Genomic DNA, 22,560 nt, shown 5'->3' with positions numbered 1-22,560 from the left:
CATCACGGCAGCCGTACGACTTCCCTGATACCGCGTGCCGCCAAGTACCCCTGGTCCTCAGCCCGTTCGGCCAGCACGACCGCCGGACGCGCACCCTGTGCGCGCATCCTCATCCACTCCTCGAAGTACGCGCCTCCAGGGCCGGACACCGACCGGGTGCCCGGGGTGCAGTCCAACACCAGGGCGGTGTCGCGGAGTTGGACGGTGCGCGGTTCGGCGATCGCGGCGGCGAAGGCCTCGGCGATCGGCTTGGCGCGGCCCGCCGAGTCGAACAGGCCCAAGGTGTATTCGAGTTCGGGATAGTCGGCGAGCGAACGGTCCACGTCGTGCGAGCACCACCACGTCACACCCCACAGCCCAGCGCACTCGGCCGCGTTGCGCACGGTCGCGCGCGCGAACTCCGGGGCGTCGGCCGCCGGGATGTGCGGCTCGGGAGCACCCGTCTCCTGGACCCAGACGGGCCGGGCCGGGTGGGTCGCGTACGCCTTCGCCAACTCCGTGCCGTACTCGGCGAGATGGAGCACTTCCGGGGAGCGCGGTCCGTAGCGGCGGGCGCAGTCGCCCGAGAACACCCACGGATGCACGGTGGTCAGATCGCCCTTGCGGGCCGAGGCCTCAGGGGTGAACGGATGGTCGTCGCCGTACCAGGCGGCGTCGTACGCGGAGTGCGTGACCAGCCGGTCCGGCGGCAGCTGCTCGCGGGCGGCGGCCAGCAGGGTGTCGAGATAGTGGTCCACCTCGTCCGCCGTCACCGGGTTGTGCTCCACCAAGTTGTTGAGCTCGTTGCCGAGTTGGAGACCGATCAGATTCGGTCGGTCGGCGAGGGCGCTGCCCAGGGTGCGCAGCAGCTCAGCCTGGGCCGTGATCGCCTCCGGGTCGGTGAACACATTGCGGTGGTGCCAGCTGCGGGTCCACTCCGGGTAGAAGTCGAAGCTCGACAGATGGCCCTGGACGCCGTCCACGAGAACGTCGAGGCCCGCCTCGCCCGCCAGGTCGACCAGGTGCACCAGCTGGTCCACGGCGGTCCTGCGGATCAGCGTGCGGTTGGGCTGGAGCAGCGGCCAGAGGTGGAAGATCCGGATGTGGTCCAGGCCGAGCCCGGCTATCTGGGCCAGGTCCTCACGGGCGTGCGCCGGGTCGAAGTCGTGCCAGGAGTGGAACCAGCCGCGGCGCGGCGTGTAGTTGACGCCGAAGCGAAGCGTAGGAATGGGATCCTCCCCGGGTCCGGTCTTGCCCTCCGTGAATGTATCAACCACCATAGTCAGTAATGAGCAATGATTTGAACCAGGAATTCGTCGGTGATTTCGTCGTCGGCCTCGATGCCGGCGGCACCCGCACCCGCGCCGTCCTCGCCGCCGTCGAGGACGGGCGCCCCCTCGGCGAGGGCGCGGCCGGGCCCGGCAACGCCCTGACCGTCGCGGTACCGCGACTCACCGATCACCTGGTAGAGGCGATCGCGCAGGCCGTGCCGGAGGCGGCGCGCGCCCGAGTGGTCGCCGTAGGCGGCGGCTTCGCGGGCGCCACCGCGGCCTCCACCGAGGAGCCGGGCCACGTCAACGCCCGCACCGCCCTCACGGCAGCGCTGCGGCGCCTGGACATCCCGGCCGACCGGGTCCGCGTCTGCAGCGACATCGAGGCGGCCTTCGCCTCCGCCCCCGGCACCCCGGCCGACGGCCTCGCCCTGGTCGCCGGCACCGGCGCGGTCGCCCTGCGTATCACGGACCGCCGCTCCACTGCCACCGTGGACGGCGACGGCTGGCTCCTCGGCGACGACGGCAGCGGCTTCTGGATCGGCCGGAGCGCGGTACGCGCGGCGCTGCGGATGGCGGACGGACGCGGTCCTACGACCGTCCTGGCCGGGTCCGTCGGACAGGCACTCGGAGTGCCGGCCGAGGCGCTGCCCGGCACCGCCGACTGGTCCCGCGCCCACCGCGAGACCTACCGCATGCACGTGCTCCCCGCCGTCATGGCCGAACTCCCCGTCCGCCTCGCCCGCTTCGCCCCGCTGGTGGTCGAGGCGGCAGAGGAGAAGGACACCGTGGCGCAAGGGATCCTCGCCGAGGCGGCGAATCAACTCACCGACACCGTGCGGGCGTTGAATCCGCTCCACGGTGAACGGATCGTCGCCACCGGCGGTTTGCTCGGCCCCGAAGGCCCCTTGACGGCCCCCCTCGCCGCCCGCCTCCACCCCCTCGGCCTGACCCTTGACTGGGTACCGGACGGCTGCCGTGGCGCGGTCGCCCTCGCCCGGCTCGCGTACGACGGTGACGACCGATGACCGACGTCACCATCCCCCTCCACCGCGACCCCACCGCCCCCGTCGACGACCGGGTCCGCGATCTCCTCGCCCGCATGACCCTGCGAGAGAAGGTCGGCCAGCTCAACCAGCGGATGTACGGCTGGGACGCCTATCGCCGCACCCCCTCGGGCTCCTTCGAACTCACCGAGGCCCTGTACGCCGAGACCGCCCGCTTCGCCGGACTCGGCGCGCTCTACGGCCTGTTCCGCGCCGACGCCTGGTCCGGCGTCGACCACTCCGACGGACCCGGGGCCCAGGACAGCGCCGCCCTGGCCGAGTTGGTGCAACGCCATGTGATCGACAGCAGCCGGCTCGGCATCCCGGCGTTCTTCGTCGAGGAGGTGCCGCACGGCCACATGGCCCTGGACGGCACGGTCCTCCCGGTCAACCTGGCCGTCGGCGCCACCTGGGACCCCGACCTGTATGAGCGTGCCGCCGCCCACGCCGCCGCCGAACTGCGCGCCCGTGGCGCCCACCTGGCCCTCGTCTCCGCCCTGGACATCGCCCGCGACCCCCGCTGGGGCCGCACGGAGGAGTGCTTCGGTGAGGACCCGTACCTCGCCGCCCGCCTCACGGAGGCGCTCGTCAGGGGCATGCAGGGCGACACGTCCGCAGGGTTCGCGCCGGACAAGGCCCCCGTCGTCCTCAAGCACTTCGCCGGCCAGGGCGCCACGGTCGGCGGTCGCAACTCGGCCGAGTCCGAACTCGGCCTCCGTGAACTCCACGACATCCACCTCCCCGCCGCCCGCGCCGGAGTCCGCGCCGGGGCGGCAGCCGTCATGTCCGCCTATAACGAGGTCGACGGCCTCCCCTGCTCCGGCAATCGCGCCCTGCTCCACCAACTCCTGCGCGAGGACTGGGGTTTCGAGGGCCTGGTGATGGCCGACGGCCTCGCCGTGGACCGGCTGGCCCGCATCACCGGCGACACGTTCTCGGCAGGCGCCCTCGCGCTCAACGCCGGTGTCGACCTGAGCCTCTGGGACGAGGGCTTCACGCATCTGGAGGAGGCGGTCGAGCGGGGGTTGGTCAGCGAGGCCACCGTCGACGCGGCCGTGACGCGCGTACTCCGCCTGAAGTTCCGATTGGGCCTCTTCGAACGCCCCCACAGCACAAGCGAGTTGCCCCCGGTCGCGCAGGGCAGAGAACTGAGCACCGCACTGGCGCGCGGCGCGGTGACGCTGCTGCACAACAACGGCGGAGTCCTGCCCATCCCGCGGACCGTCTCCCGCATCGCGGTGACAGGTCCCCAATCGGCGACCTACGCACACCAGTTGGGCGACTACACGGCACCACAGCGTTCCGGTGTCAGCGTCCTGGAAGGCCTACGGCGACTGGCCCCGCCCGGCACCGGCATCCGGCACGCCCCCGGCTGCGCCCTCATGTCCCGGGTCTGGGGGGAGGCTTTGCGGCCCTCCTGGTCCAACTCGGCGCGGACGGCGGCGAAGAAGTCCCGGGGGATTCCGCTGACGAAGCGCGGCCAGACGTAACGGGCGTTCCAGTCACGGTGGATGTCCATCACCCAGCGGCACGGCGGCGCGTAGTCGCCGCCTACCGGGAGCAGCACATTGCGGGCGAGCGCGACCTTCTTGAGGCCCCGGAAGAGCTTGAGCGCCGCCGCTTCCGCCTCGGGGAGCGTGGGCGCGTTGTCAATGGCCCACCCGGCGCCGTAGTGGTTGACCATGTAGGCCGTGAGCAGCCCGCGCCCTGAGGGGGCGATCCAGCTGAACTCGGCCGGGAACTGCATGCGTTGGGGATCGCGCGGCTCCTCGCCGAAGACCGAGAGCGTCGGCCCCCACTGGTGGAACGGTCCGCGCGCCCACGAACTGGAGGACACTCCCGCGTCCGCCATCAGGCCGGGGAACTGCGGGTCGTGCCCGAACGCGTCGAGCTGCCAGGCGGTTTCGGGCGAGGCGCCCAGGATCCCGCGCTGAAAGCCGTCCCCGTAAAGGGCGTTGCGCACGGTCGCCTCGGCGCCGGTGAGGTTGGTGTTCGGCTCGTTGTAGGTGCCGCCCATGATCTCCACCCGGCCGGTGCGGATCAGTTCGCGCAGAAAGGCGCGTTCCTCCGGGAAGGCGTCCCAGTAGGGCTTGAGGTAGTCGACCTCGGCGAGGACGAAGGTGTACGCCGGGTCGCGGCGGGCCAGGTCGCAGTGGGCGCGGACGAGGCTCATGCCGGACTGGCCGCGGGAGTCGAAGGTGCGGGCGGGGAGGCCGGTGGAGGCGGGGTCGTCGGCGACGTCCCAGGTCTCGGTGTAGGCGCCCTGGGTGTTCCACCAGACGGGGTCGTAGTGGAAGTGGCTGACCATGAACATGGTCCAGCCGGGCTCGGCTGCCGTGAACTCGGTTGTGAGGGTGGCCAGTTGGTCGCCGTCGGCCGCTGTCACCTCGATCGCGCACCGCTCGCCCGGCCTGAGGTCGGTGCTCACGGGTATCTCGGCGTGTGCGGTGCCGTCCTCGCCCACGACCGTCTCCGCGCTGCCGTGCAGGCCCGGGCCCTGGACCGTGAGGCGCACCGGCCGGCCGGGGACATGGGCGAGTTCGGCGGTCACCACCTGGAGCGGATGCTCGGCGGTGCCGACGAACAGCTCGGTCGACAGAGCAGCGGTGACGCGCATGGGTCTCCTACGAGAGGCTCGGCGGAGCGCCCATCCTGACACCGCGAAGATGATTCAAACAACCATCCCCGCGTAACTTCGGTGGTTCATCCATGCAGACTCGGCCGAGATCACGGCCGGGTCCCGGCTCGGATCACCGGCCCCTGCGGGCCTTCACCGTGTGCTCCCCGGCGATGTGGTCGGTCAGTGCCAGCGAGGCGCTCGCGCGCTGGTAGGAGAGCTGCGCGATGCGGACGTAGAGGCAGTCGATGAGGACCAGCACGGAGTGGCGGGCGCCGATGATGCCGGTGGGAAAACTGGTCGCCGAGGACGAGGAGATGAGCCTGATGTCGGCGGCGCGGGCGAGCGGGGAGCGCGGGTCGGAGGTGAGGGCGACGGTGGTGGCGCCGCGTTCCTTGGCCAGCTCGAACGGTTCGATGGTCTCGCGCGTCGAACCGGAGTGGGAGATGCCGATGGCGACGTCCGCCGGGGTGAGCAGGGCCGCGGAGGTGGCGGCGGCGTGCACCTCGGTCCAGCCGCGCACCGCGCAGCCGATGCGGAACAGCCGGGTCTCGGTCTCCTGGGCGACCGCCCCGCTGCCGCCGATGCCGTAGACGTCGATGCGCCGGGCGCGGGCCGCGGCGGTGGCCGCGCGCTCCACCGCGTCGAGGTCGATCCGGTCGATGGTCTGCTGCACCGCGCGCAGGTCGGCGCTGCCCACGACCTGCACGACCCGCTCGAGATCGTCGTCCGGGGAGATGTCCGGGCCGATCTCGGCGGTGCCCCAGTCGGACACCTCGCCGCGCCCGCGCTCCTGGGCCAGTTCGATCAGCAGATGCTGGTACGAGTCGAGGCCCACCGCGCGGCAGAACCGGGTCACCGTCGCCTGCGAGGTGCCGGTGCGGCGGCCCAGCTCGGCGGCCGAGCAGTGGGTGACGGCGGCCGGATCCTCCAGGATCAGTTCGCCGACCTTCCGCAGCGACCCCGCCAGCCGGGGCAGCTCCGTGCGGATGAGGGTGGTGACGTCTGTCGGGGGCATGTGGAGAAGGTATCAGCCACCCTAGAGGCCATCGATTGAATACCAGGACCGCGTGTGATTTATTGATTCATTGATCAGGAAAGAACAGGTGGTTTGATCCACCGGTGGGGAGTGTCGCGTGTCCGCCGAGTCCGTGAGCGCCGAGATCTTCGCGCGCGAGAGCCTGGCCGTTCTCCAGCACATCACCGAATCCAGCCGCGAGACCGTGTCCCGCGCCGCCGCACTGATCGCGGACTGCGTCCGCGCCGACGGCGTCATCCAGGCCTTCGGCACCGGCCACTCCCAGGCCATGGTCCTCGAACTCGCGGGCCGCGCCGGGGGTTTGGTGCCCACCAACCGCCTGAGTATCGCCGACCTCGTCCTCTACGGCGGCGACGCCCCGAGCGTTCTCGACGATCCGCTGCTGGAGCGGCAGGCCGGAGTCGCCGACCGCCTCTACGACCTGGCCGCGCCCCACCCCCAGGACCTTTTCGTCATCGTCTCCAACTCCGGTGTCAACAAGGTGATCGTGGAAATGGCCCTACGGGTGAAGGAGCGCGGCCACCGCCTCCTCGCCATCACCTCGCTCGCCCACACCCACGCCGTACCCGCCGGTCATCCGAGCGGCAAGAAGCTCGTCGACCTCGCGGACGTCGTCCTCGACAACGCGGCCCCGCGCGGCGACGCGCTCCTCGAACTCCCGGGCGGGGGTGCTGTTTGCGCCCTGTCCACGCTCACCGGCGCGATGCTCGTGCAGCTGACGGTCGCGGAGGCGGCGGCCCAGCTCCTCGCCTCGGGGGACCGGCCGCCCGTATACGTCTCGGCCAATGTGCCGGGCGGCTTCGAGGGGAACCTGGAGCTGGAGAAGCGGTACGAGGGGCGGATCCGCCGTACGGCGAGCTGAATCGTCGTAGGAGCGAGGACGAACGGCCGGAGCCCCCGGAACCGGGCCGCGACCGCTCGTCGTCACCTGCGCTGCTCGACGAGAGTCATACACGAAGTGATGGAATCACCAGGTGATGCTAGACGCGGTGAATGCATCATTCAATGGGGGCCGGTGGGCACTCAGGCCGTGCGCAGCGCCGGCACCGCGTGGAAGTGGTTGGTGACCACGGTGAGGTCCTTGCGGCCGGTCAGGAACGGCACGACCGACTGACAGGTCGTCCCCGCGTCGAGAAAGACGACCATCCCGTCCTCGACGAGTTCCGCGGCCCGCCCGGCGATGGCCTGCTTCCGGGGCATCTCCAGCGCCGCGCGTGACGCCCGCTCGTGCGGCGGCGCGTGCCCGGCCTTGAGCGGTGCCGCGTACATCGACAAGGACACCGCCTGCACCCGCTTCACCGAAGCGCTCCTCGAACTCGCCGGCGGCCGCCCCGTCGTACTGGACGCGCCGTTCGGCCGCTACTTCTCCCGGCCGGACTACCTCGCGGAGGTGACATACCGTCACGACCTGCCCGCCGACGGCGAGTTGGTCGTCGTCCAGGTCCAGGTCCAGGTTCGCCGACTGGGACACGTTCTGGAAGGCGGACGAGGTCGCCCGCGCCCTGGAGAGCCTGACTGCACAGGAGACGGCTCAGTCGCGCCGTGCCACCAGCCGGTACGCGTTGGACACCCTCAGCCGGTGCGACAGCCGCTTCACCACGAACCGGTCCAGGAGCGTGCCCAGGACCAGTGCCGGGATCCCCGCGATCAGGACCGCCGCGCGGAGCGTACGGGCCAGGCCGGTCGGGGGCTTCGGCAGCCACGGGAGGTTGTCGCGGGGTGCGGCCGTGTCCAGGGCCAGCCAGGTGCCGGCCAGGAGGTCGACCGGGTCGTGCGGCTCCGCGTGCTGTTCCGCCACGACCGTGAAGCCCAGGTCGGTGAGTCGGCGGCGCAAGTTCTCGACCGGGATGAAGTGCAGGTGCTGGGGCTGGAGCCAGGGCAGCCACCAGCGGCCCAGCAGACCGGCGTAACGGCTGTCGGGGTCCGGTACCTCGATCAGCAGGTGGCCGCCGGGACGCACCGCCTGGTGTGCCGCCGCCAGTTCGCGTTCGGGCTCCGTGCTGTGCTCCAGGTAGTGGAACATGCTGACGACGTCGTAGTGGCCCGCGAGATTCGGCGCCAGCTCAGGGAAACTGCCGCGGTAGCCGCGCTCCACCCGCCCCGCCTGCTCGGCGAGTTCGGCGCCGTCCGTGAAGTCGAGGCCGTCGAAGGCGGTGTCGGGATACACGGTGCGGGCCGACTCGCAGAAGTGGCCGTGACCGGTGCCGACGTCCAGCCAGTTCTTGGGAGCCGGCGAGTGCGGGAGCAGTGACTCCGCGCGCTGCTCGTACATCTTGGTCCGGGCCGCGAACGTGTTGCCCAACTGCTTCTCGCCCAGGCCGTCGTAGAAGTCCCGGTAGTAGAACTCCAGCCCCGCCGGGCTCAGTCGGGGATTCTGGAACGTGTGCCGGCAGTCCTCGCAGCGGTCCAGGACGAAGGTGCCCGGCTTGTGCTGGATCAGGTCCTTCGTGCGCAGCCGGGTCCGCAGCCGCGACGACTCGCACCAGGGGCAGGTCTCGCGCCTGGGTTCGAAGAAGCGGTCCAGGCCATCGGCCAAGTCGGCCTGGTAGAGGGGCCGTAGAGCCGCGACCTGGTCGTTGCGACTCGGTGGTTTCGGGTCGTCCTCGGTGCTCACGGGGTCTCCTTCGGGGACGCGCCGGTGGCCAGCAGTTCCAGATGGGTGGCCGCCGCGCGGCTGCCTCCGGCCGCGCGGAACGCCGTGCGGATGCGGTCGGCCGCGGCGCGGTGGCCGGGTTCGTGGAGTACGGCGTCGATCGCCGCGCCCAGCTTCGGTGCGGTGACCCGGCCGAAGCGGACCCGGACGCCCGCGCCCGCGCCGGTGACCTGCCCGGCGATCACCGGCTGGTCGTCGCGGATCGGCGCCACGACGAGGGGGACGCCGTGCCACAGCGCCTCGCACACCGTGTTGTGCCCGGCGTGCGAGACGACCGCGTCCGCCCTTTCGAGGAGGGGGAGTTGGGGGATGGAGGGCAGGACGAGGAGGTCCTTGTCCTGTGCGTCGTACGGCCCGAGCGCGCCGCCCGGATCCGCGATCACCGCCTGTACGCGGTCCGTTCGCGCTCGCAGTGCCGTCTCGCACTCGGTGAGGAAGCGGGCGCCCACATCGGTGTTGGCGGTGCCGAGGCTGACCAGGACCAGGGAGCGGGCCGGATCCAGCCAGTCCCAGGGGAAGTCCGGTGCGGCCGGGCGGGGCGCGATCGACGGGCCGACCCAGCGGATCTGCTCGCCCTGCCGCGCCTCGGGACCGACGAGCTCCGGGGTGCTGAACGCGAGGACCAGGTGCGGCGAGAAGCGGGGGTCGCCGGTGCCGGACGGGTCGCCGAGGTCGGCCCGGAGCCGGAGCAGCAACTCGTCCAGCCAGAGGGCGACTTTGGGCATGCCCGCGAACACGTCGGTGAACTCGGCCGAGGTGGTCGCCGAGGTCGCCCACGTCACCCCGAGGCGCTCCGCCACCAGGCCTCCGGCCAGGGCCTGTTGGTCGGCGACGACCGCGTCGGGCCGGAACTCCGCGACAGCGGCGGCGACTCCGGGCGCCATCTGCTCCGCGAGCGGCGCGAGGAAGGCCTCCCACAGGAACTTCAGCGCCTCGGGCCCACGGATGTCGGGCGGTCGTACGCCCTCGCCCGTGCCCGGCACCGGTCCGGTGCACGGGAACACTCGCGCCGACTCTCCCGCGAGCCGCCGCACGAGATCGGGATCGGCGCACGCCCACGCCAACTCGTGGCCGCGCGCGGCCAGTTCGGCGGCCACCCCGGTCGCCGGGTTGATGTGACCGACCAGCGGCGGTACGACGAAGAGGAACCGGCTCACCGGACGCCCGCCGTGGGCGCGTTCGCCTCTTGGATCAGGGAGAGGATGTGGCCGCCGACCGTGCCCGCCGCCTCCACCAGTACCGAGTGCTCGTGGCCGGGGACGACGACGGTCCGGCAGTCCGGTAGCACGGACTCCAGCCAGGGGGCGAGCAGGGCGAGGTCGGAGTCGCCGCCGTAGACGCCGAGCACCGGGCAGCGCACCGCCCGGATCTGATCCTCCGTCAACACCCTGCTGGCCGGGATGTCCTGGGAGAGGGAGGTCTCCCGGGCCAGCCGGGCGGCGCCCTTCGCGAGGCGGGCGGTGTTGTGGCCGCGGTTCGCGCTGATCCAGGCGATCGCGTCGTCCTCGTTGTGCGCCAGCTCGTGCAGCACGCGGTCCAGGATGCCGCCGAGCTTCGGCGCCCAGGCGTGGGTCGCCGGTTCCGACTCGATGAGGGAGACGCTGGCGGCCCGCTCCGGATGGCGGGCCGCGTAGCCGAACGCGACCGTCCCGCCGTAGGAGTTGCCGACCAGATGGACCGGGCCGGTCACCTCCAGCCGGTCGAGGAGCGCCTCCAGGTCGTCGATGTTGTCGTCGAGGGTGTAGCCGGTCGCCGGTCGCGCGCTGCGGCCGTGACCGCGCAGGTCGTACATGACGACGTCGACGCTGGCCAGCGCGAACGGCGGGGCGAGGGTGAAGTAGTAGCTGGCGAGGCTGTCGGTGAGCAGACCGTGCACGAGCACCGCCGTGGCGGTCACCGGGCGACCGTCGGGCGGGATCATTCGCTGTACGTGCAGCCGGAGTTGACCGGTGTCGACCATCGCCATGGCTCAGCCCGCCTCGGCTGCCTTGAGGCTCTGCACGACGTACTCGACGAGCCGGCCGACGGTGAGTTCGATGATCTCGTCGAACTCCATCCCGGCCAGGAACTCGGCGAAGTTGACCTTCGTGCCGTAGTGCTCCTGGAGCAGCCCGGCCAGGGTCACCAGGTCGATGCTCTCCAGCTCCAGGTCGCGGTTGAAGGTCGTCGTCATGGTGATCTCGACGTCGTCGACGCCGTACTCGTCCTCCAGCAGCGCGGTCAGCATGCCGGTGAGGTCGGCGAGGACGGTGTCCTCGGTGGTGGGGGTCATCGGTCGTACTCCTCTTCGTGCGCGGGTCCCGTCGTCCAGGCCACGACATAGGTCCTGTCCGGCAGATTGGGGGGATTGCCGGCTGGCTCGCAGTGCACGGTGTAGGCGCGTTCCAGCCGCCCGGACACCAACAGCCGTGATCCGGAGACCACTTGGAAGACGGCGAAGTCCCGCGGCCGGCCACCGAAGCCGGTGCCCTCCGCCTTGGCGACCGCCTCCTTCGCCGCCCAGAAGCGGGTGAACCACAGCGCCTCGGACTCACCGGACGCCGTCAACTGGGCGCGCAGGAGCACGAGTTCCTCCTCGCCGAGAGCGGTGGCGAGGGTGGCGTGGTCGCGCTCGACGACTTCCTCGATGTCGATTCCGGGCCCGGGTTCGGGAGAGTGCGGTCGTACGATCGCGACGGCGGCCTCGGCGGCGTGGGCCAGCGAGACGTCCAGCGGGGGCAGGGTGCGGCCGTGCAGGCCGGTGACGTACGGGCGGCCCGCCTCGTCGTTGTGGACCCGGATCTCGGCCGGGAAGACGGGCCCCTCGCCATGACCCCAGAGCCACTGCCGTACCGCGTCCTTCAACGCGATCCGGCCCAGCAGCCACTGCCGGCGACCGCGCGGCGGATGTTCCGCGTACTGCGAACGCTCCACGCTGCTCAGGGAGTTGCGCATGATGAGGTCGCGGGAGGCGAGGTCGGGCCAGCGTTCGTGCAGCAGGGTCCGGCCGCCGGGGCGGGCCTCGGAGAGCGTGTTGCGTTCGGGGAAGCGCTCGACCGGCCTGGTCTGCGGGTCGTTGTCGAAACGCCGGTCCTGCCAGCCGGTCAGCTCCGCCCACACCGCGCCGTCGACCGTGAGCTGTACGTCGGCTTCGAGCGCGGTGTCGGTGAGCGAGGTGATCCGCACCAGGCACTCGACTTCCGTCCCGGGGCGCGGATGGGGTCCGTAGAAGCGCATCTCGCGCATGCCGACCGGGAAGACGACGGTGCGTTCGGTGCGGGTCGACATGATCCAGTAGCCCAGGATCTGGCCCACGTTGTCGAGCAGGGAGCCCGGTGCGGGCGGTGTGGTGATCACTCCGCGTACGTGGCGGTCGCCGATCGCGGTGAGTTCGGTGACGCCCTGGAACGCCGGGCCGTGGAACATCCAGCGCTCGTCGTAGAGATGGGACGCGGTGTGGTCGGGGACGCGTTCGGTGGTGGGGTCCGGGCGGCGCTGGGGCGGGGGCGACGGGGCGTGGGCGGGGGCCAGTTCGACCACACCGCGGGCGTGCGGGCCGAAGGAGACGGCGAGTCGGCCGGGGGCCTCGGTGACCACCCGTACTTGTACGTCGACCGACGGCGTCGCTGTCAGCCACCGGTCGAACCGCGCTTCGTGCACGGCGACCGCCCGCATGCCGGGTGCGGTCCGCTCGGCCGCCTCGATGATGTGCTGCACGATCGTGGTGGCCGGCACCACCGGCCAACGGTCCGCCACGTCGGGCCAGTTGGGGCGCTGCGGGAAGAAGCAGTGGTCCATGAGGTAGGGCATGGACTCGGGGGAGACATGGACCGTGGTCTGCCATTCCCGGGGCGGAGCGGGCGGCTGCCGGGGTGGAGCGGGGATGGTCGCCACGGCCCGGCGGCTGCCCGCGCTGAGGAGTTGGGCGGCCGTGTCGGCGGTTTCGCGCATCAGCGCGTGCAGTTCGGCGGCTGCCGGGAAGCGGCCGGTGAGTGCGTCCAGGGGGGACGCGGCGGCGCTCGTCGGGAGCGGCGTGCGCAGTTCCGCCCGCAGTTTCACCAGGCTCGGGGCGTCGAGCGACACGAGTGCGCCGTTCAGGTCGAGCCGTACCGGAGGCCGCTCCTGTCGGCGAGCCGGTTTCTGCGGGGCCAGTGTCAGCGGATCCACCGTCGCGCCCGCCGCCCACAACGCCACTGCCACGCGCCGGAGTTGGGCGAGGCCCGAGCGGTGGGGCGAGTTGGCGGCGATCACCAGATGGTCGCGTCCGCTCAGTGTCGCGTCGACCAGGGAACCGAGTTGGCCGGTGCCGACCTGGACGAACGCGCGATGACCGGCGTCGTACATGGCCTCGACGAGCTGCCGGAACCGCACGGGCTCCAGCAGATGCCGGATGAAGAGTTCACGGACCGCGGTCTCGTCCGTGGGGAACGGCGAGGCGGTCGTCCCCGACCACAGGGGGACCGTCGGAGGATGCAGCCGGAAGCGGTTCGTGGCCTCCTCGATCGGTGCGAGGTACGGCCTCAACATCGGCGTGTGGAAGCCGGATTGGAACGGCAGCACCTGGCTCAGGACACCCTGCGCGCGGAACGACCGCACGAACGCGTCCACCGCCTGCTCCGGCCCGCACACCATCGACTGGCCCGGCGCGTTGTCGTGGGAGAGGACGATCCCGGAGTCCGGCCACTCGGCGGCGAGCACCGACAGCACGCGCTCGGCAGGGGCCCCGATCGCGCCGAAGGCCAGCCCCGGCACGGACACCGAGTCCGGGTCGAACGACTCCATGAAGTCGCTCACCTCGTCCGGCGAGTACACCCCGGCGGCCGTCATCGCCGTCCACTCGCCGACACTGTGCCCGGCGACCGCGTCGGGCACGACGCCCATCCGGCGCAGCGCGGCGTCCAACAGCCGCCCAACACCGACCACATCGAAGCCGTGGCGGCCGACATCCCCCACTTGCGCGGGAGTTGAGGAGCGATTCTCGCGCAGTCCGAAGTGCGCGGCGACGTCCTCGACCCGGGGCGTGAAGTCGCCCTCCAGGCCAGGGAAGACGAACGCCAGCTTGCCCGCGCCGGGCCCGATCAGCGGGCTCGGCGCGAACCACACATCGCTGCGGCCCTGCCACGCCCGCCCCTTGGCGACGGCCCGGCGGGCCAGCGCCAGCCGCTTGGCGTCGGGGGCGACGATGCCGAGCCGGGAGCGGCCGGAGGTGGGACGGGTGTGAGCTGTGGCCAGTACGGCGGAGTCGTCGGCGTCCAACAGCGCGGCGAGTGCCTCGGGGCTGTCGGCGGCGAAGGTCAGCACGCGTTCCGGTTCGTCGACGAGCACTGCCCTCGACCGTGCCGCCCGCGCCCCCGGCGCCTCCTCCAGCACCACATGCGCGTTGATGCCGCCGAACCCGAACGCGTTCACCGCCGCCCGCCGCACCGGCTGTTCGGGCGTCGTCTCCCAGGGCGCCGCCTTCTCCAGCGGACGGAACCGGGTGGCCGCGAGCGCCGGATGCGGGTCGTCGCAGTGCAGGGTCGGCAGCAGCGTCCCGTGGTGCACGGCGAGGGCGGCCTTGACCAGACCGGCCACTCCGGCGGCCGGCATCGTGTGACCGATCATCGACTTCACGGAGCCGATGACCGCACTGCCCTCCGGCCCGAACACCTCGGCCAGCGTGGCCAGTTCGGCCCCGTCACCGGCGGGCGTCGCCGTGCCGTGCGCCTCCAGCAGGCCGATCGAACCGGGCAGCGCCGGATCCAGCCCCGCCGCCTCCCAGGCCTGTCGTACGGCGTGGGTCTGGCCGGTCGAGTCCGGGTTGACGAGACTCGCGGCGCGGCCGTCGCTGGACACGCCGGTGCCCCGGATGACGGCGTAGATCCGGTCGCCGTCGCGTTCGGCGTCGGCGAGGCGTTTGAGGACGACGACCCCCGTGCCCTCGCCGATGAGGATGCCGTCGGCGTCCCGGTGGAAGGGGCGGATCCGCTGGCTCGGGGAGAGGGCGCGGAGTTGGGAGAACACGCTCCACAGCGTGATGTCGTGGCAGTGGTGGACGCCTCCGGCGAGCATCAAGTCGCAGCGCCCGGCGGCGAGTTCGGTCACCGCCTGGTCGACGGCGATCAGCGAGGACGCGCAGGCCGCGTCCACCGTGTACGCCGGGCCGCGCAGGTCGAGGCGGTTGGCGACGCGGGAGGCCGCGAGGTTCGGAACGAGGCCGATGACCGCCTCGGGACTGTCGGGGCCGAGCCGGTCGGTGAACGCCGCGCGGATCCGGTCGAGTTGGCCGGCGTCCAAGTCGGGCAGCAACTCGCCCAGCGTGCGGACGAGTTGGCCCGCCGTACGGACCCGCTGGTCGAGGCGGACCAGGCCGGGGGTGAGATAGCCGCCCCGGCCGAGCACCACGCCGACGCGATGCCGGTCGGGCAGCCGGGACTCGCCGCCCGCGTCGGCGAGGGCCGCGGCGGCCACATGGAGGGCGATGAGCTGGTCGGGTTCGGTACCGGGCACCGAGTTCGGCATGATGCCGAACCGGGTGACCTCGACCTCGGCCAGTGAGTCGACGAACCCGCCGCGCCGGCAGTACACCTGGTCGGCGACGGCCGGACCGCTCGCGGAGTCCGGCCGGTAGTAGTCCGCGTCCCAACGCCCGTCCGGCACCTCACTGATGGCGTCCGTGCCGCTGAGCAGATTCCGCCAGTACGCGTCGAGGTCGGCGGCGCCGGGCAGCAGCACCGCCATTCCCACGATGGCGACCGGCACTTGACGGTCGGTCATGTCACCAGCCCGAAGCGGTGTAGACGACGGCTCCGGCCGACTCGTCGCCGAAGGCGAGCTCGCGCAGCAGGGCCGCGGTGCCCTCCTCGGGATCGATCAGCGAGATACCGCGCCGCGCGTACTCGCGTCCCAACTCCGGGGTGACCATGCCGTGGTGACCGCCCGTGGGCGCCCACGGACCCCAGTGCACGGTCAGCGCCCGGTGCCCGGTGCGCGCCGACCAGGCCGCGCCGAGGCTTTCCAGGGCGTCGTTGGCCGCCGCGTAGTCGACCTGCCCGCGGTTGCCGAGCACGGCCGAAATGGAGCCGAACAGGACGGCGAAAGCAGGGCCGTTGGGCAGTTCCTCCAGTGCCGACAGCAGTGTTCCGGCGCCGTGCGTCTTCGTGCCGTAGACCCGCTGGAAGGATTCGGTGGATTTCTCGGCGATCAGCCGGTCCTCGATGACCCCGGCCGCGTAGACGACACCGTCGAGACGGCCGTGCTCGGCGTGGATCTCCTTGACCGCCTGGAGTGCCGCGTCCGGTTCGCGGAAGTCCACGGAGTGGTAGCGGGCCTGGCTGCCGAGGGCCGCGAGTTCGTCCAGGGTCGCGGTGATCTCCCGCTGGGCGAGCAGGAGTTCGGTGGTGCGGTTGATCTCGGCAGGTGTGCGCCCGCCCTGGCCCGCGAGGGCCGCGCGCAGTTCGGCCGGGGTGCGGGCACCCGCGGTCGCCGGGTCCTCGGGTCCGGCCGGGGCGGCCGTCCTGCCGAGGAGTTCGATACGGCACCGGGAGGCCGCGGCGAGCGCCACGGCGAACTTCGCGGTGATGCCCCGCGCGCCGCCCACCAGCAGCACCACCGCGTCACGGTCCAGCCCGATGGCGGCGGCCTCGGCGACCCCGTCACCGGCCGGCCCGGCCCCGTTGGTCGCGAGCGCGCCGAGCGGTGTCTCGACCAGCTCAAGTCCGTGCCGTCCGGCGGCCGTTCGCAGCACGACCGGCTCGCTGCCGGGCGCCAGCAGTTCGGCGAGCAGCGCGTCGGCGACGGCGGCCGGTGCCGTGTCCGTCACCTCGACGACCCGGGCGACGGTGTCCGGGTACTCGCGCGCCACCGTACGGAACAGCCCGTGCAGGCCCGCCGATCCGCCCTCCGCCCCTTGCACGGCGATCAGTTGGCGCGGGCCCCGGCGCAGCGCGGCCTGGAACACGGGGAACGCGTCGGGCAGCACCGGCGCCGACGCGGTGAGCGGCGTGAGATACAGGACGCCGTCCACCTGGCCGTCCGCTGCGGTGAGTTGGTGCTCGGGGTCGACGATCAGCGCCTCGGCGCCGTACGAGGAGAGCCGGGCCACGACGGCCTCCACGCCCTCGCCGTCGCCGTACAGGACGAACCGCCGCCCGCCCAGCACGGACGCCGGGTCCGCCGGGTTGTCGGCGTCCTGGTGCGTGAGCGGTACCGGCCGCAGCTGGAGCCGCTTCGGTGCCGCACCGGCGACCTCGTCCTGCTCCTGCGGGGCGCTGTCGGCCGGGGCAGCGTCGGCCACCGGAGCGGACTCCGTCAGCCGGGCCGCCAGCCAGCCCGTGACCGAGGCCGCCGTACGGGCCTTCGCCAGGTCCTCCAGTTCGGCGTCGTCGAGCGAGGCGATGTCCGCGCCGCCGCCGATGCCCAGCCGCTGCGCCAACTCGCCGGCGATCTCGGCCCGTTTGATGGAGTCGATGCTGAGGTCAGCCTCCAGGTCGAGGTCGGGCTCGATCATGTCGACGGGATAGCCGGTGCGTTCGCTGATGATCTCCAGCACGACCCGCAGCACATCGTCCTCGGTGACGGCCCCGGGCGCCGACTCCGGCTGTACGGCGGGCTGTTGGGCCACCGGAGCTTTGACGGCGGCGGGCAGGGCGGGCAGCTGGGGGAGTGCCTCGACCACGGCGGGCGCCGGTGCCGGAACCCAGGTCCCCTGGGGCACCGTCGCCTGCGTCGCGCCGAAGTAGGTCAGCAGTACGTCCCGTTGCGCGGCCACCATCTCCCGGCTGGTGCGCAGGAATTCGGAGATGAGCGCGTCCCTGTTCGCCTCGACGGGGGCGCCGCCCTGAGGGTTCGTCGTCACAGTCGTCTCCACAACGCGTCGGGCCGGTGCGAGGGCACCGGGGAGGAGTTCTCCGGCGGCGGTGCGGACCAGCTGTCCGTCGACCGTCCAGCCGGGCCGCTTGGGCACGGGGGTCCGGGCCGCGTCGACGGCGTCGCGCCCGTTGAAGAGCCATCCGGTGCGCACCGGCAGCCCGGCGACGGCCAGTTGGGCCAGCGCGTCGAGCCAGCCGCGCAGCCCGCTGTCCTGCCGGGGCTCGCACGCGACTGTGCGGTGCGGACGGTCCCCGAGAATCTGGGCGACCAGCCGGGTCAGCACAGAGCCGGGGCCCGCCTCGACGAAGACCCGCGCCCCCGCCTCGTACATCGCCTCGATCTGCGCGACGAAGCCGACCGGCGCCCCGATCTGCGCTGCGAGTTCGGCGCGGACCGCGTCGGCGCCCTCGCCGTACGGGGCCGCCGTGCGGTTGGACCACACGGGGAACTCGGGGGTGAGCACGGTCTGTTGGGTGAGGGCCCGGGCGAACCGTTCGCCCGCCCCCGCCACCAGCGGGCTGTGGAAGGCGCAGGCGACGGGGATCTTCTTGGCGCCGAGACCGGCCTCGCGCAGCAGCCGCACGGCAGCGGCGACCGCCTCTGTGGGACCTGAAATCACCGTCTGGCGGGGCGAGTTGTGGTTGGCGACGACGACCGAGTCCGGTGCGGCCGCCGTCTTCAGGGCCTGCTGGACGTCCTCGGCGCCGGCCGCGACCGCGGCCATGGTGCCCGGGTCGTCGGCGCCGGTGGCTTCGAGGATCGCCGCCGCGCGCTCGGCGCTCAGCTCCAGCAGCGCCTCCGGGGCGATGGCGCCCGCCGCGCACAGGGCGACCAGCTCGCCGTAGCTGTGCCCGGCCGCCATGTCGGGCCGTACGCCCGCCTCGGTGAGCAGCGCGTGGGCGGCGAGTCCGGCGATGCCCAGCGCGGGCTGCGCGACCCGGGTGTCGGTCAGACCGGCCTGCTGGCGGTCGCGGGCCGTGTCGTCGAAGGCCGTCGGCGGGTAGAGCGCGTCGGCGTGGTCGCGGCCGAGGTGCAGATAGTGCTGCAGCTCGGGGAAGGCGATGAACACGTCGGCGAGCATCCCGGGCCGCTGACTGCCCTGGCCGGGGAAGAGGAAGGCGACCTTGCCGGCGTTCTCCTGGAGGTCGGCCGCGTGGACTCCCGAGGCGGGATCGTGCGCGCCATCGAGGGCCCGCCGCAGCTGCCCGGCCAGTTCCTCGACATCCGTGGCCACGACGGCCACCTGCACCGGTTCGTGCCGGGCGTCGGAGCGGCGGGACGCGCTGAGGGCGAGATCGCGCAGCTTCCAGGAACCCGACTCGGCAAGCTTCAGGGTCTCCTCGATGCCCCGGCGTGCCGCGGCCCGGTCCGCTCCCCGGAAGGTGAACAGCTCGGCGGGCCACGCGTCCAGGCCGTGCGCGGGCGGTACGGCATCGCCGTAGGCCTGGATCACCGTATGGAAGTTGGTGCCGCCGAAGCCGAACGCGCTGAGTCCCGCGACACGTTCCTCGGCGGGAGCCGCCCAGGGCCGGGGCCGCGCGTGGAAGACGAACGGGCTGCTGTCCTCCTTCCAGGCCGAGTTGGGCTGCTTCATGTGCAGGGTGGGCGGCTTGACCCCGGTGTACAGCGACAGCACGGTCTTGATCAGCCCGGCCAGTCCGGCGGCGCACTTCGTGTGCCCGATCTGCGACTTGACCGAGCCGAGCGCACAACTCCCCGTCTCCGCACCGGACTCGGCGAACACCTCGCTGAGGATGGAGAGTTCGGTCCGGTCGCCGACCACCGTGCCGGTGCCGTGCGCCTCGACCAGACCGACCGAGGCGGGGGAGACGCCCGCGTTGCGGTACGCCCGCTCCAGTGCGGCCCGCTGCCCCTCCGGCCGGGGTGCTGTCAGGCCCAGTGAGCGGCCGTCGCTGGAACTGCCGACTCCCTTGATGACGCCGTAGATCCGGTCGCCGTCCCGCTCCGCGTCCGCGAGCCGCTTGAGGACCACGCAGGCGACCCCCTCACCGAGCGCGATGCCGTCCGCCGAGTTGTCGAAGGCGCGCGAGCGGCCGGTCGGGGACAGGGCGTGCACGGAGGAGAAGAGGACGTAGTCGTTGATGCCGTTGTGGAGGTCGGCGCCCCCGCACAGCACGATGTCGCTGGTGCCGCCCACGAGTTCCTTGCAGGCGACGTCGACGGCGGCCAGCGAGGACGCGCAGGCCGCGTCGACCGTGAAGTTGGCCCCGCCGAGGTCGAGCCGGTTGGCGATGCGACCCGAGATGACATTGGAGAGCATGCCGGGGAAGGAGTCCTCGGTGAGCGTGGGGAGTTGCTCCTCGATGCCCTGCGGAATCCTCCCGTAGTAGGAGGGCAGTACGGCGCGCAGCGTGGTCGCGTTGGAGAGGTCGCTGCCCGCCTCCGCGCCGAACACCACGGAGGTGCGCGCGCGGTCGAACTCCCGTCCCCGGTCGCCGTATCCGGCGTCCTCCAGGGAGCGCCGGGCGGCTTCGAGGGCCAGCAGCTGGACCGGTTCGATGCTGCCGAGGGAGGTCGGCGGGATGCCGTAGCGCAGCGGGTCGAAGGGGATGCGGGGCAGGAAGCCGCCCCACTTCGACGGGGTGGCGCCGCTCTTGTCGTCCGAGTAGTGCACGGCGGGATCCCACCGGTCGGACGGGACCTCGCTCACCGCGTCGCGTCCGCCGAGGATGTTCGCCCAGAACGTGGGCAGGTCGGGCGCCTGAGGGAACATGCAGGCCATACCGATGACAGCGATGTCCAGCGGGGCGGGCGGCTCCGGCTCGGCCTGCTCCTCAATTCCCAGGCGGGCGCGGGCGGTTCGGGCGCTGTCGGCCAGGAAGTCGGCGGCCTCTTCGGTCACCGAGCGGTGCAGGGCGTCGACGGTGGTGGTCGCCGAACGCAGCACGGCGACCTCACCGGCCATGAACATCCCCTCGGCGAGCTGCCGTTGCTCGTCCACGGCGGCCAGCGCTCCGGTGGCGTCCCGCTCCACACCCTTGCTGGCGATGCGCAGCCGGCCGACGTTGAGCCGCTCCAGCCGCTCCCAGATCTGCCGGTCGGGCACGCCCTCCGCATGCAACTGGGCCTCGAAGTCCAGGTAGTTGTCGCTGAAGGGACTCGGGACGCAACGGGTGGCGTGGCCGGGCGCGGTCTCCAGGAGCGCGGTCCGCGTGGCGCTGATCACCTGCTCCTGGAAGAGCGGCTGGACCGCCCCGCACGACACGGCCTCCTCGGTGAACAGATAGGCGGTGCCCATCAGCACACCGACGGCCGCACCGCGTGCGGTGAGCGGTGCGGCGAGGGCGGCCACCATCGCCGCCGAGCGGGCGTCGTGGACACCGCCCGCGAAGAACACCTCGACCTGCTCGGCCGTACCCGCCTGGGCGGTCGCCAAGAAGTCGTCCAGGACGGCGAGTTGGGCCTCCCACAGCGGGAAGCTGCCGCGCGGCCCGACATGCCCGCCGCACTCGGAGCCCTCGAACACGAACCTGCGCACCCCCGCGTCCAGGAACTGCCGCAGCAGCCCCGGCGAGGGAACGTGCAGGAACGTGGAGATCCCGGCCCGCTCCAGCACCTCGGCCTGCGAGGGCCGGCCGCCCGCGATGATCGCGTGCGTGGGGCGCAGTTCCCGTACGGCGTCGAGCTGGGCGTTGCGCAGTTCCTCGGGCGCGAAGCCCAACACCCCGACACCCCAGGGCCGTTCGCCCACGGCTGCACGAGTCTCCGCCAGCACCGTCCGCGACTGCTCACCGCTCGCCAGCGCCAGCGCGACGAACGGCAGGGCACCGCCCCCGGCGACGGCCGCGGCGAACTCCGCCTGGTCGCTGACACGGGTCATCGGGCCTTGGGCGAGGGGAAGTCGGGTGCCCAGCCGCCGGCTCATCGGCGAGCCGTCGCGCAGTGCCCCGGCCGGTCCTTCGTCCCGTATCGACTCCCGTACGGCGGCCGTCAGTTCACGCACAGTCCGGCCCGCATCACCCCAGCGCTCCGCGAACCGCGCGGCGAGGAACCCGTCCTGGCCGACCGGCAGCAGCTGGGTGCGCGGGTCGCGGGCGCCGAGCAGTTCGGAGACCCGCTCGGCAGGCACCTGGGGTGCGTCCGGGCCGCGGCGCAGCAGCACCCGGTGACCGGCGATCACCGTGGTCTCGGAGCCGTCCATCGAGCGCAGCGCCGCTGCCGCCGTCTCCGGCAGCGCCGACTCGGCGAGCAGCGCCAACTGGCTGTCCAGCACGACCCCGGCCGCGCCACCGGCCACCGCCGCGGCGGCCGTACGCGGGCCGATGCCGCCGCAGGCCCAGACCGGCACGGTCACACCGGGCTCGGCGAGCAGCCGTTGGAGTAACACGAACGTGCTCAACTCGCCGATGCGGCCGCCGCTTTCGGCACCCCGGGCGATGAGACCGTGCGCACCGGAGCGGACCGCCGCCAGCGCCTGGTCGGGATCGGTGACCTCGACCAGTACCCGGTACGCGCCGGTCACCTCGTCGACCCGCCACGGGGCGTCCACGGCGAGCACGACGGTCTGCGGGCCGCCGTCAGCGGCCGTGGCGAGTTCCGCGGGGGCGATCCGGCAGTGGGCGCCGACCCGTACCCCGAAAGGGCCAGGGGACCAGCGTCGGATTCGCGCCAGAGCCTCTCTGGATCTTCGGTCGCCAATTCCCAGGTCCAGTACACCGAGCCCGCCGGCGCGGCTCACGGCCGCCGCGAGTCTGGCATCCGGTTCATGGAACGGCGTGATTCCAATGATCATTTCTGCGGCGCGCGCGACAGACGTCATGATTCTCCGAATAAACGGTGAAACTGCACGGTGGGGGGTTTCGGCCTGTAGGCGCCGAACGGAATCGCAGAGACGCGAGATGGCTGGTTGAAAGCTAGCGTCACTGTTACTCGGCGGTCAACAACGGAAAGGTAAGCGCCACACCCAGGGAAATGATCCGGCCAGCCCGAACGGGTCCCCAAACAACCGGAAACCCCGCCAATTTCCTTCAGAGGGCACGCCATTCGGACCGCAGTGGCGCAAGCGGTCCAAAAGCCCCCGGTATTCATCCGAGGCTCATGGTCCCGAAACATGACCGACTGCGGAACGGAATTATGTAAACGTTGGGTGTCGCTGCCTCCTCGCA

General features: G+C 72.1%; 11 protein-coding genes and 2 pseudogenes. 3 read left to right on the top strand and 10 right to left on the bottom strand.

Going from position 1 to position 22,560, the window contains the following annotated elements:
- Positions 1-2: 2 nt before the first annotated feature.
- A complete protein-coding gene (locus OH768_RS12920) occupies positions 3-1,259 on the bottom strand; it encodes a glycosyl hydrolase (protein WP_406453167.1) in 1,257 nt (418 codons plus the stop codon).
- 8 nt (positions 1,260-1,267) lie between these two features.
- Between OH768_RS12920 and OH768_RS12915 the strand changes: the two genes are divergently transcribed.
- Both OH768_RS12915 and OH768_RS12910 read left to right on the top strand, forming a co-directional pair.
- Positions 1,268-2,278: an N-acetylglucosamine kinase gene (locus OH768_RS12915; protein ID WP_406453165.1), complete on the top strand. Its 1,011-nt coding sequence runs from the start codon at positions 1,268-1,270 to the stop codon at positions 2,276-2,278.
- Positions 2,275-3,678 (top strand): annotated as a pseudogene (locus OH768_RS12910) (glycoside hydrolase family 3 protein); the annotation flags it as partial. The gene OH768_RS12915 and the pseudogene OH768_RS12910, both read left to right, overlap by 4 nt.
- Here the strand turns inward: OH768_RS12910 and OH768_RS12905 are convergent.
- Positions 3,678-4,913, bottom strand: a pseudogene (locus OH768_RS12905) (glycoside hydrolase); the annotation flags it as partial. The pseudogenes OH768_RS12910 and OH768_RS12905 overlap by 1 nt on opposite strands.
- A gap of 133 nt (positions 4,914-5,046) precedes the next feature.
- A complete protein-coding gene (locus tag OH768_RS12900) occupies positions 5,047-5,931 on the bottom strand; it encodes a MurR/RpiR family transcriptional regulator (RefSeq protein WP_019071388.1) in 885 nt (294 codons plus the stop codon).
- Positions 5,932-6,049: 118 nt separating this feature from the next.
- Between OH768_RS12900 and OH768_RS12895 the strand changes: the two genes are divergently transcribed.
- On the top strand, positions 6,050-6,814 hold the full coding sequence (locus OH768_RS12895) for a sugar isomerase domain-containing protein (RefSeq protein ID WP_406453162.1): 765 nt from the start codon (positions 6,050-6,052) through the stop codon (positions 6,812-6,814).
- A gap of 161 nt (positions 6,815-6,975) precedes the next feature.
- On the opposite strand, the gene OH768_RS12890 is transcribed toward OH768_RS12895, so the two are convergent.
- From OH768_RS12890 to OH768_RS12860, 7 genes are all read right to left on the bottom strand, one after another.
- A complete protein-coding gene (locus OH768_RS12890) occupies positions 6,976-7,251 on the bottom strand; it encodes a hypothetical protein (RefSeq protein ID WP_406453160.1) in 276 nt (91 codons plus the stop codon).
- Positions 7,252-7,483: 232 nt separating this feature from the next.
- Complete coding sequence (locus tag OH768_RS12885) at positions 7,484-8,566, bottom strand: class I SAM-dependent methyltransferase (protein WP_406453158.1); 1,083 nt, start codon at positions 8,564-8,566, stop codon at positions 7,484-7,486.
- Positions 8,563-9,762: a glycosyltransferase gene (locus OH768_RS12880; protein ID WP_406453156.1), complete on the bottom strand. Its 1,200-nt coding sequence runs from the start codon at positions 9,760-9,762 to the stop codon at positions 8,563-8,565. The genes OH768_RS12885 and OH768_RS12880 overlap by 4 nt, the downstream gene beginning before the upstream one ends.
- Positions 9,759-10,571 (bottom strand): alpha/beta fold hydrolase, encoded by an 813-nt coding sequence (locus tag OH768_RS12875; RefSeq protein ID WP_406453154.1) that lies wholly within the window; start codon positions 10,569-10,571, stop codon positions 9,759-9,761. Before OH768_RS12875 ends, OH768_RS12880 begins: the two co-directional genes overlap by 4 nt.
- Before the next feature lie 3 nt (positions 10,572-10,574).
- Positions 10,575-10,877 (bottom strand): acyl carrier protein, encoded by a 303-nt coding sequence (locus OH768_RS12870; RefSeq protein ID WP_019071397.1) that lies wholly within the window; start codon positions 10,875-10,877, stop codon positions 10,575-10,577.
- The gene (locus tag OH768_RS12865; protein ID WP_406453152.1) at positions 10,874-15,340 is read right to left on the bottom strand and encodes a beta-ketoacyl synthase N-terminal-like domain-containing protein; all 4,467 of its coding nucleotides are present in this window, start codon (positions 15,338-15,340) and stop codon (positions 10,874-10,876) included. The genes OH768_RS12870 and OH768_RS12865 overlap by 4 nt, the downstream gene beginning before the upstream one ends.
- A gap of 1 nt (position 15,341) precedes the next feature.
- Entirely contained in the window at positions 15,342-22,214 is a 6,873-nt protein-coding gene (locus OH768_RS12860) for an SDR family oxidoreductase (RefSeq protein ID WP_406453150.1), read from the bottom strand.
- Positions 22,215-22,560: the final 346 nt, after the last annotated feature.

The organism is Streptomyces sp. NBC_01622 (genome assembly GCF_045209635.1).
Classification (GTDB): Bacteria; Actinomycetota; Actinomycetes; order Streptomycetales; family Streptomycetaceae; genus Streptomyces.
The sequence above is the reverse complement of the archived record's forward strand: the minus strand, read 5'-3'. Positions and strand labels throughout refer to the sequence as shown.

Coding starts and splice junctions, on each gene's coding strand:
- OH768_RS12920 (WP_406453167.1), bottom strand. CDS start 1,259: ATGGTGGTTGATACATTCACGGAGGGCAAGACCGGACCCGGGGAGGAT.
- OH768_RS12915 (WP_406453165.1), top strand. CDS start 1,268: ATGAGCAATGATTTGAACCAGGAATTCGTCGGTGATTTCGTCGTCGGC.
- OH768_RS12900 (WP_019071388.1), bottom strand. CDS start 5,931: ATGCCCCCGACAGACGTCACCACCCTCATCCGCACGGAGCTGCCCCGG.
- OH768_RS12875 (WP_406453154.1), bottom strand. CDS start 10,571: ATGGCGATGGTCGACACCGGTCAACTCCGGCTGCACGTACAGCGAATG.
- OH768_RS12870 (WP_019071397.1), bottom strand. CDS start 10,877: ATGACCCCCACCACCGAGGACACCGTCCTCGCCGACCTCACCGGCATG.
- OH768_RS12865 (WP_406453152.1), bottom strand. CDS start 15,340: ATGACCGACCGTCAAGTGCCGGTCGCCATCGTGGGAATGGCGGTGCTG.
- OH768_RS12860 (WP_406453150.1), bottom strand. CDS start 22,214: ATGACGTCTGTCGCGCGCGCCGCAGAAATGATCATTGGAATCACGCCG.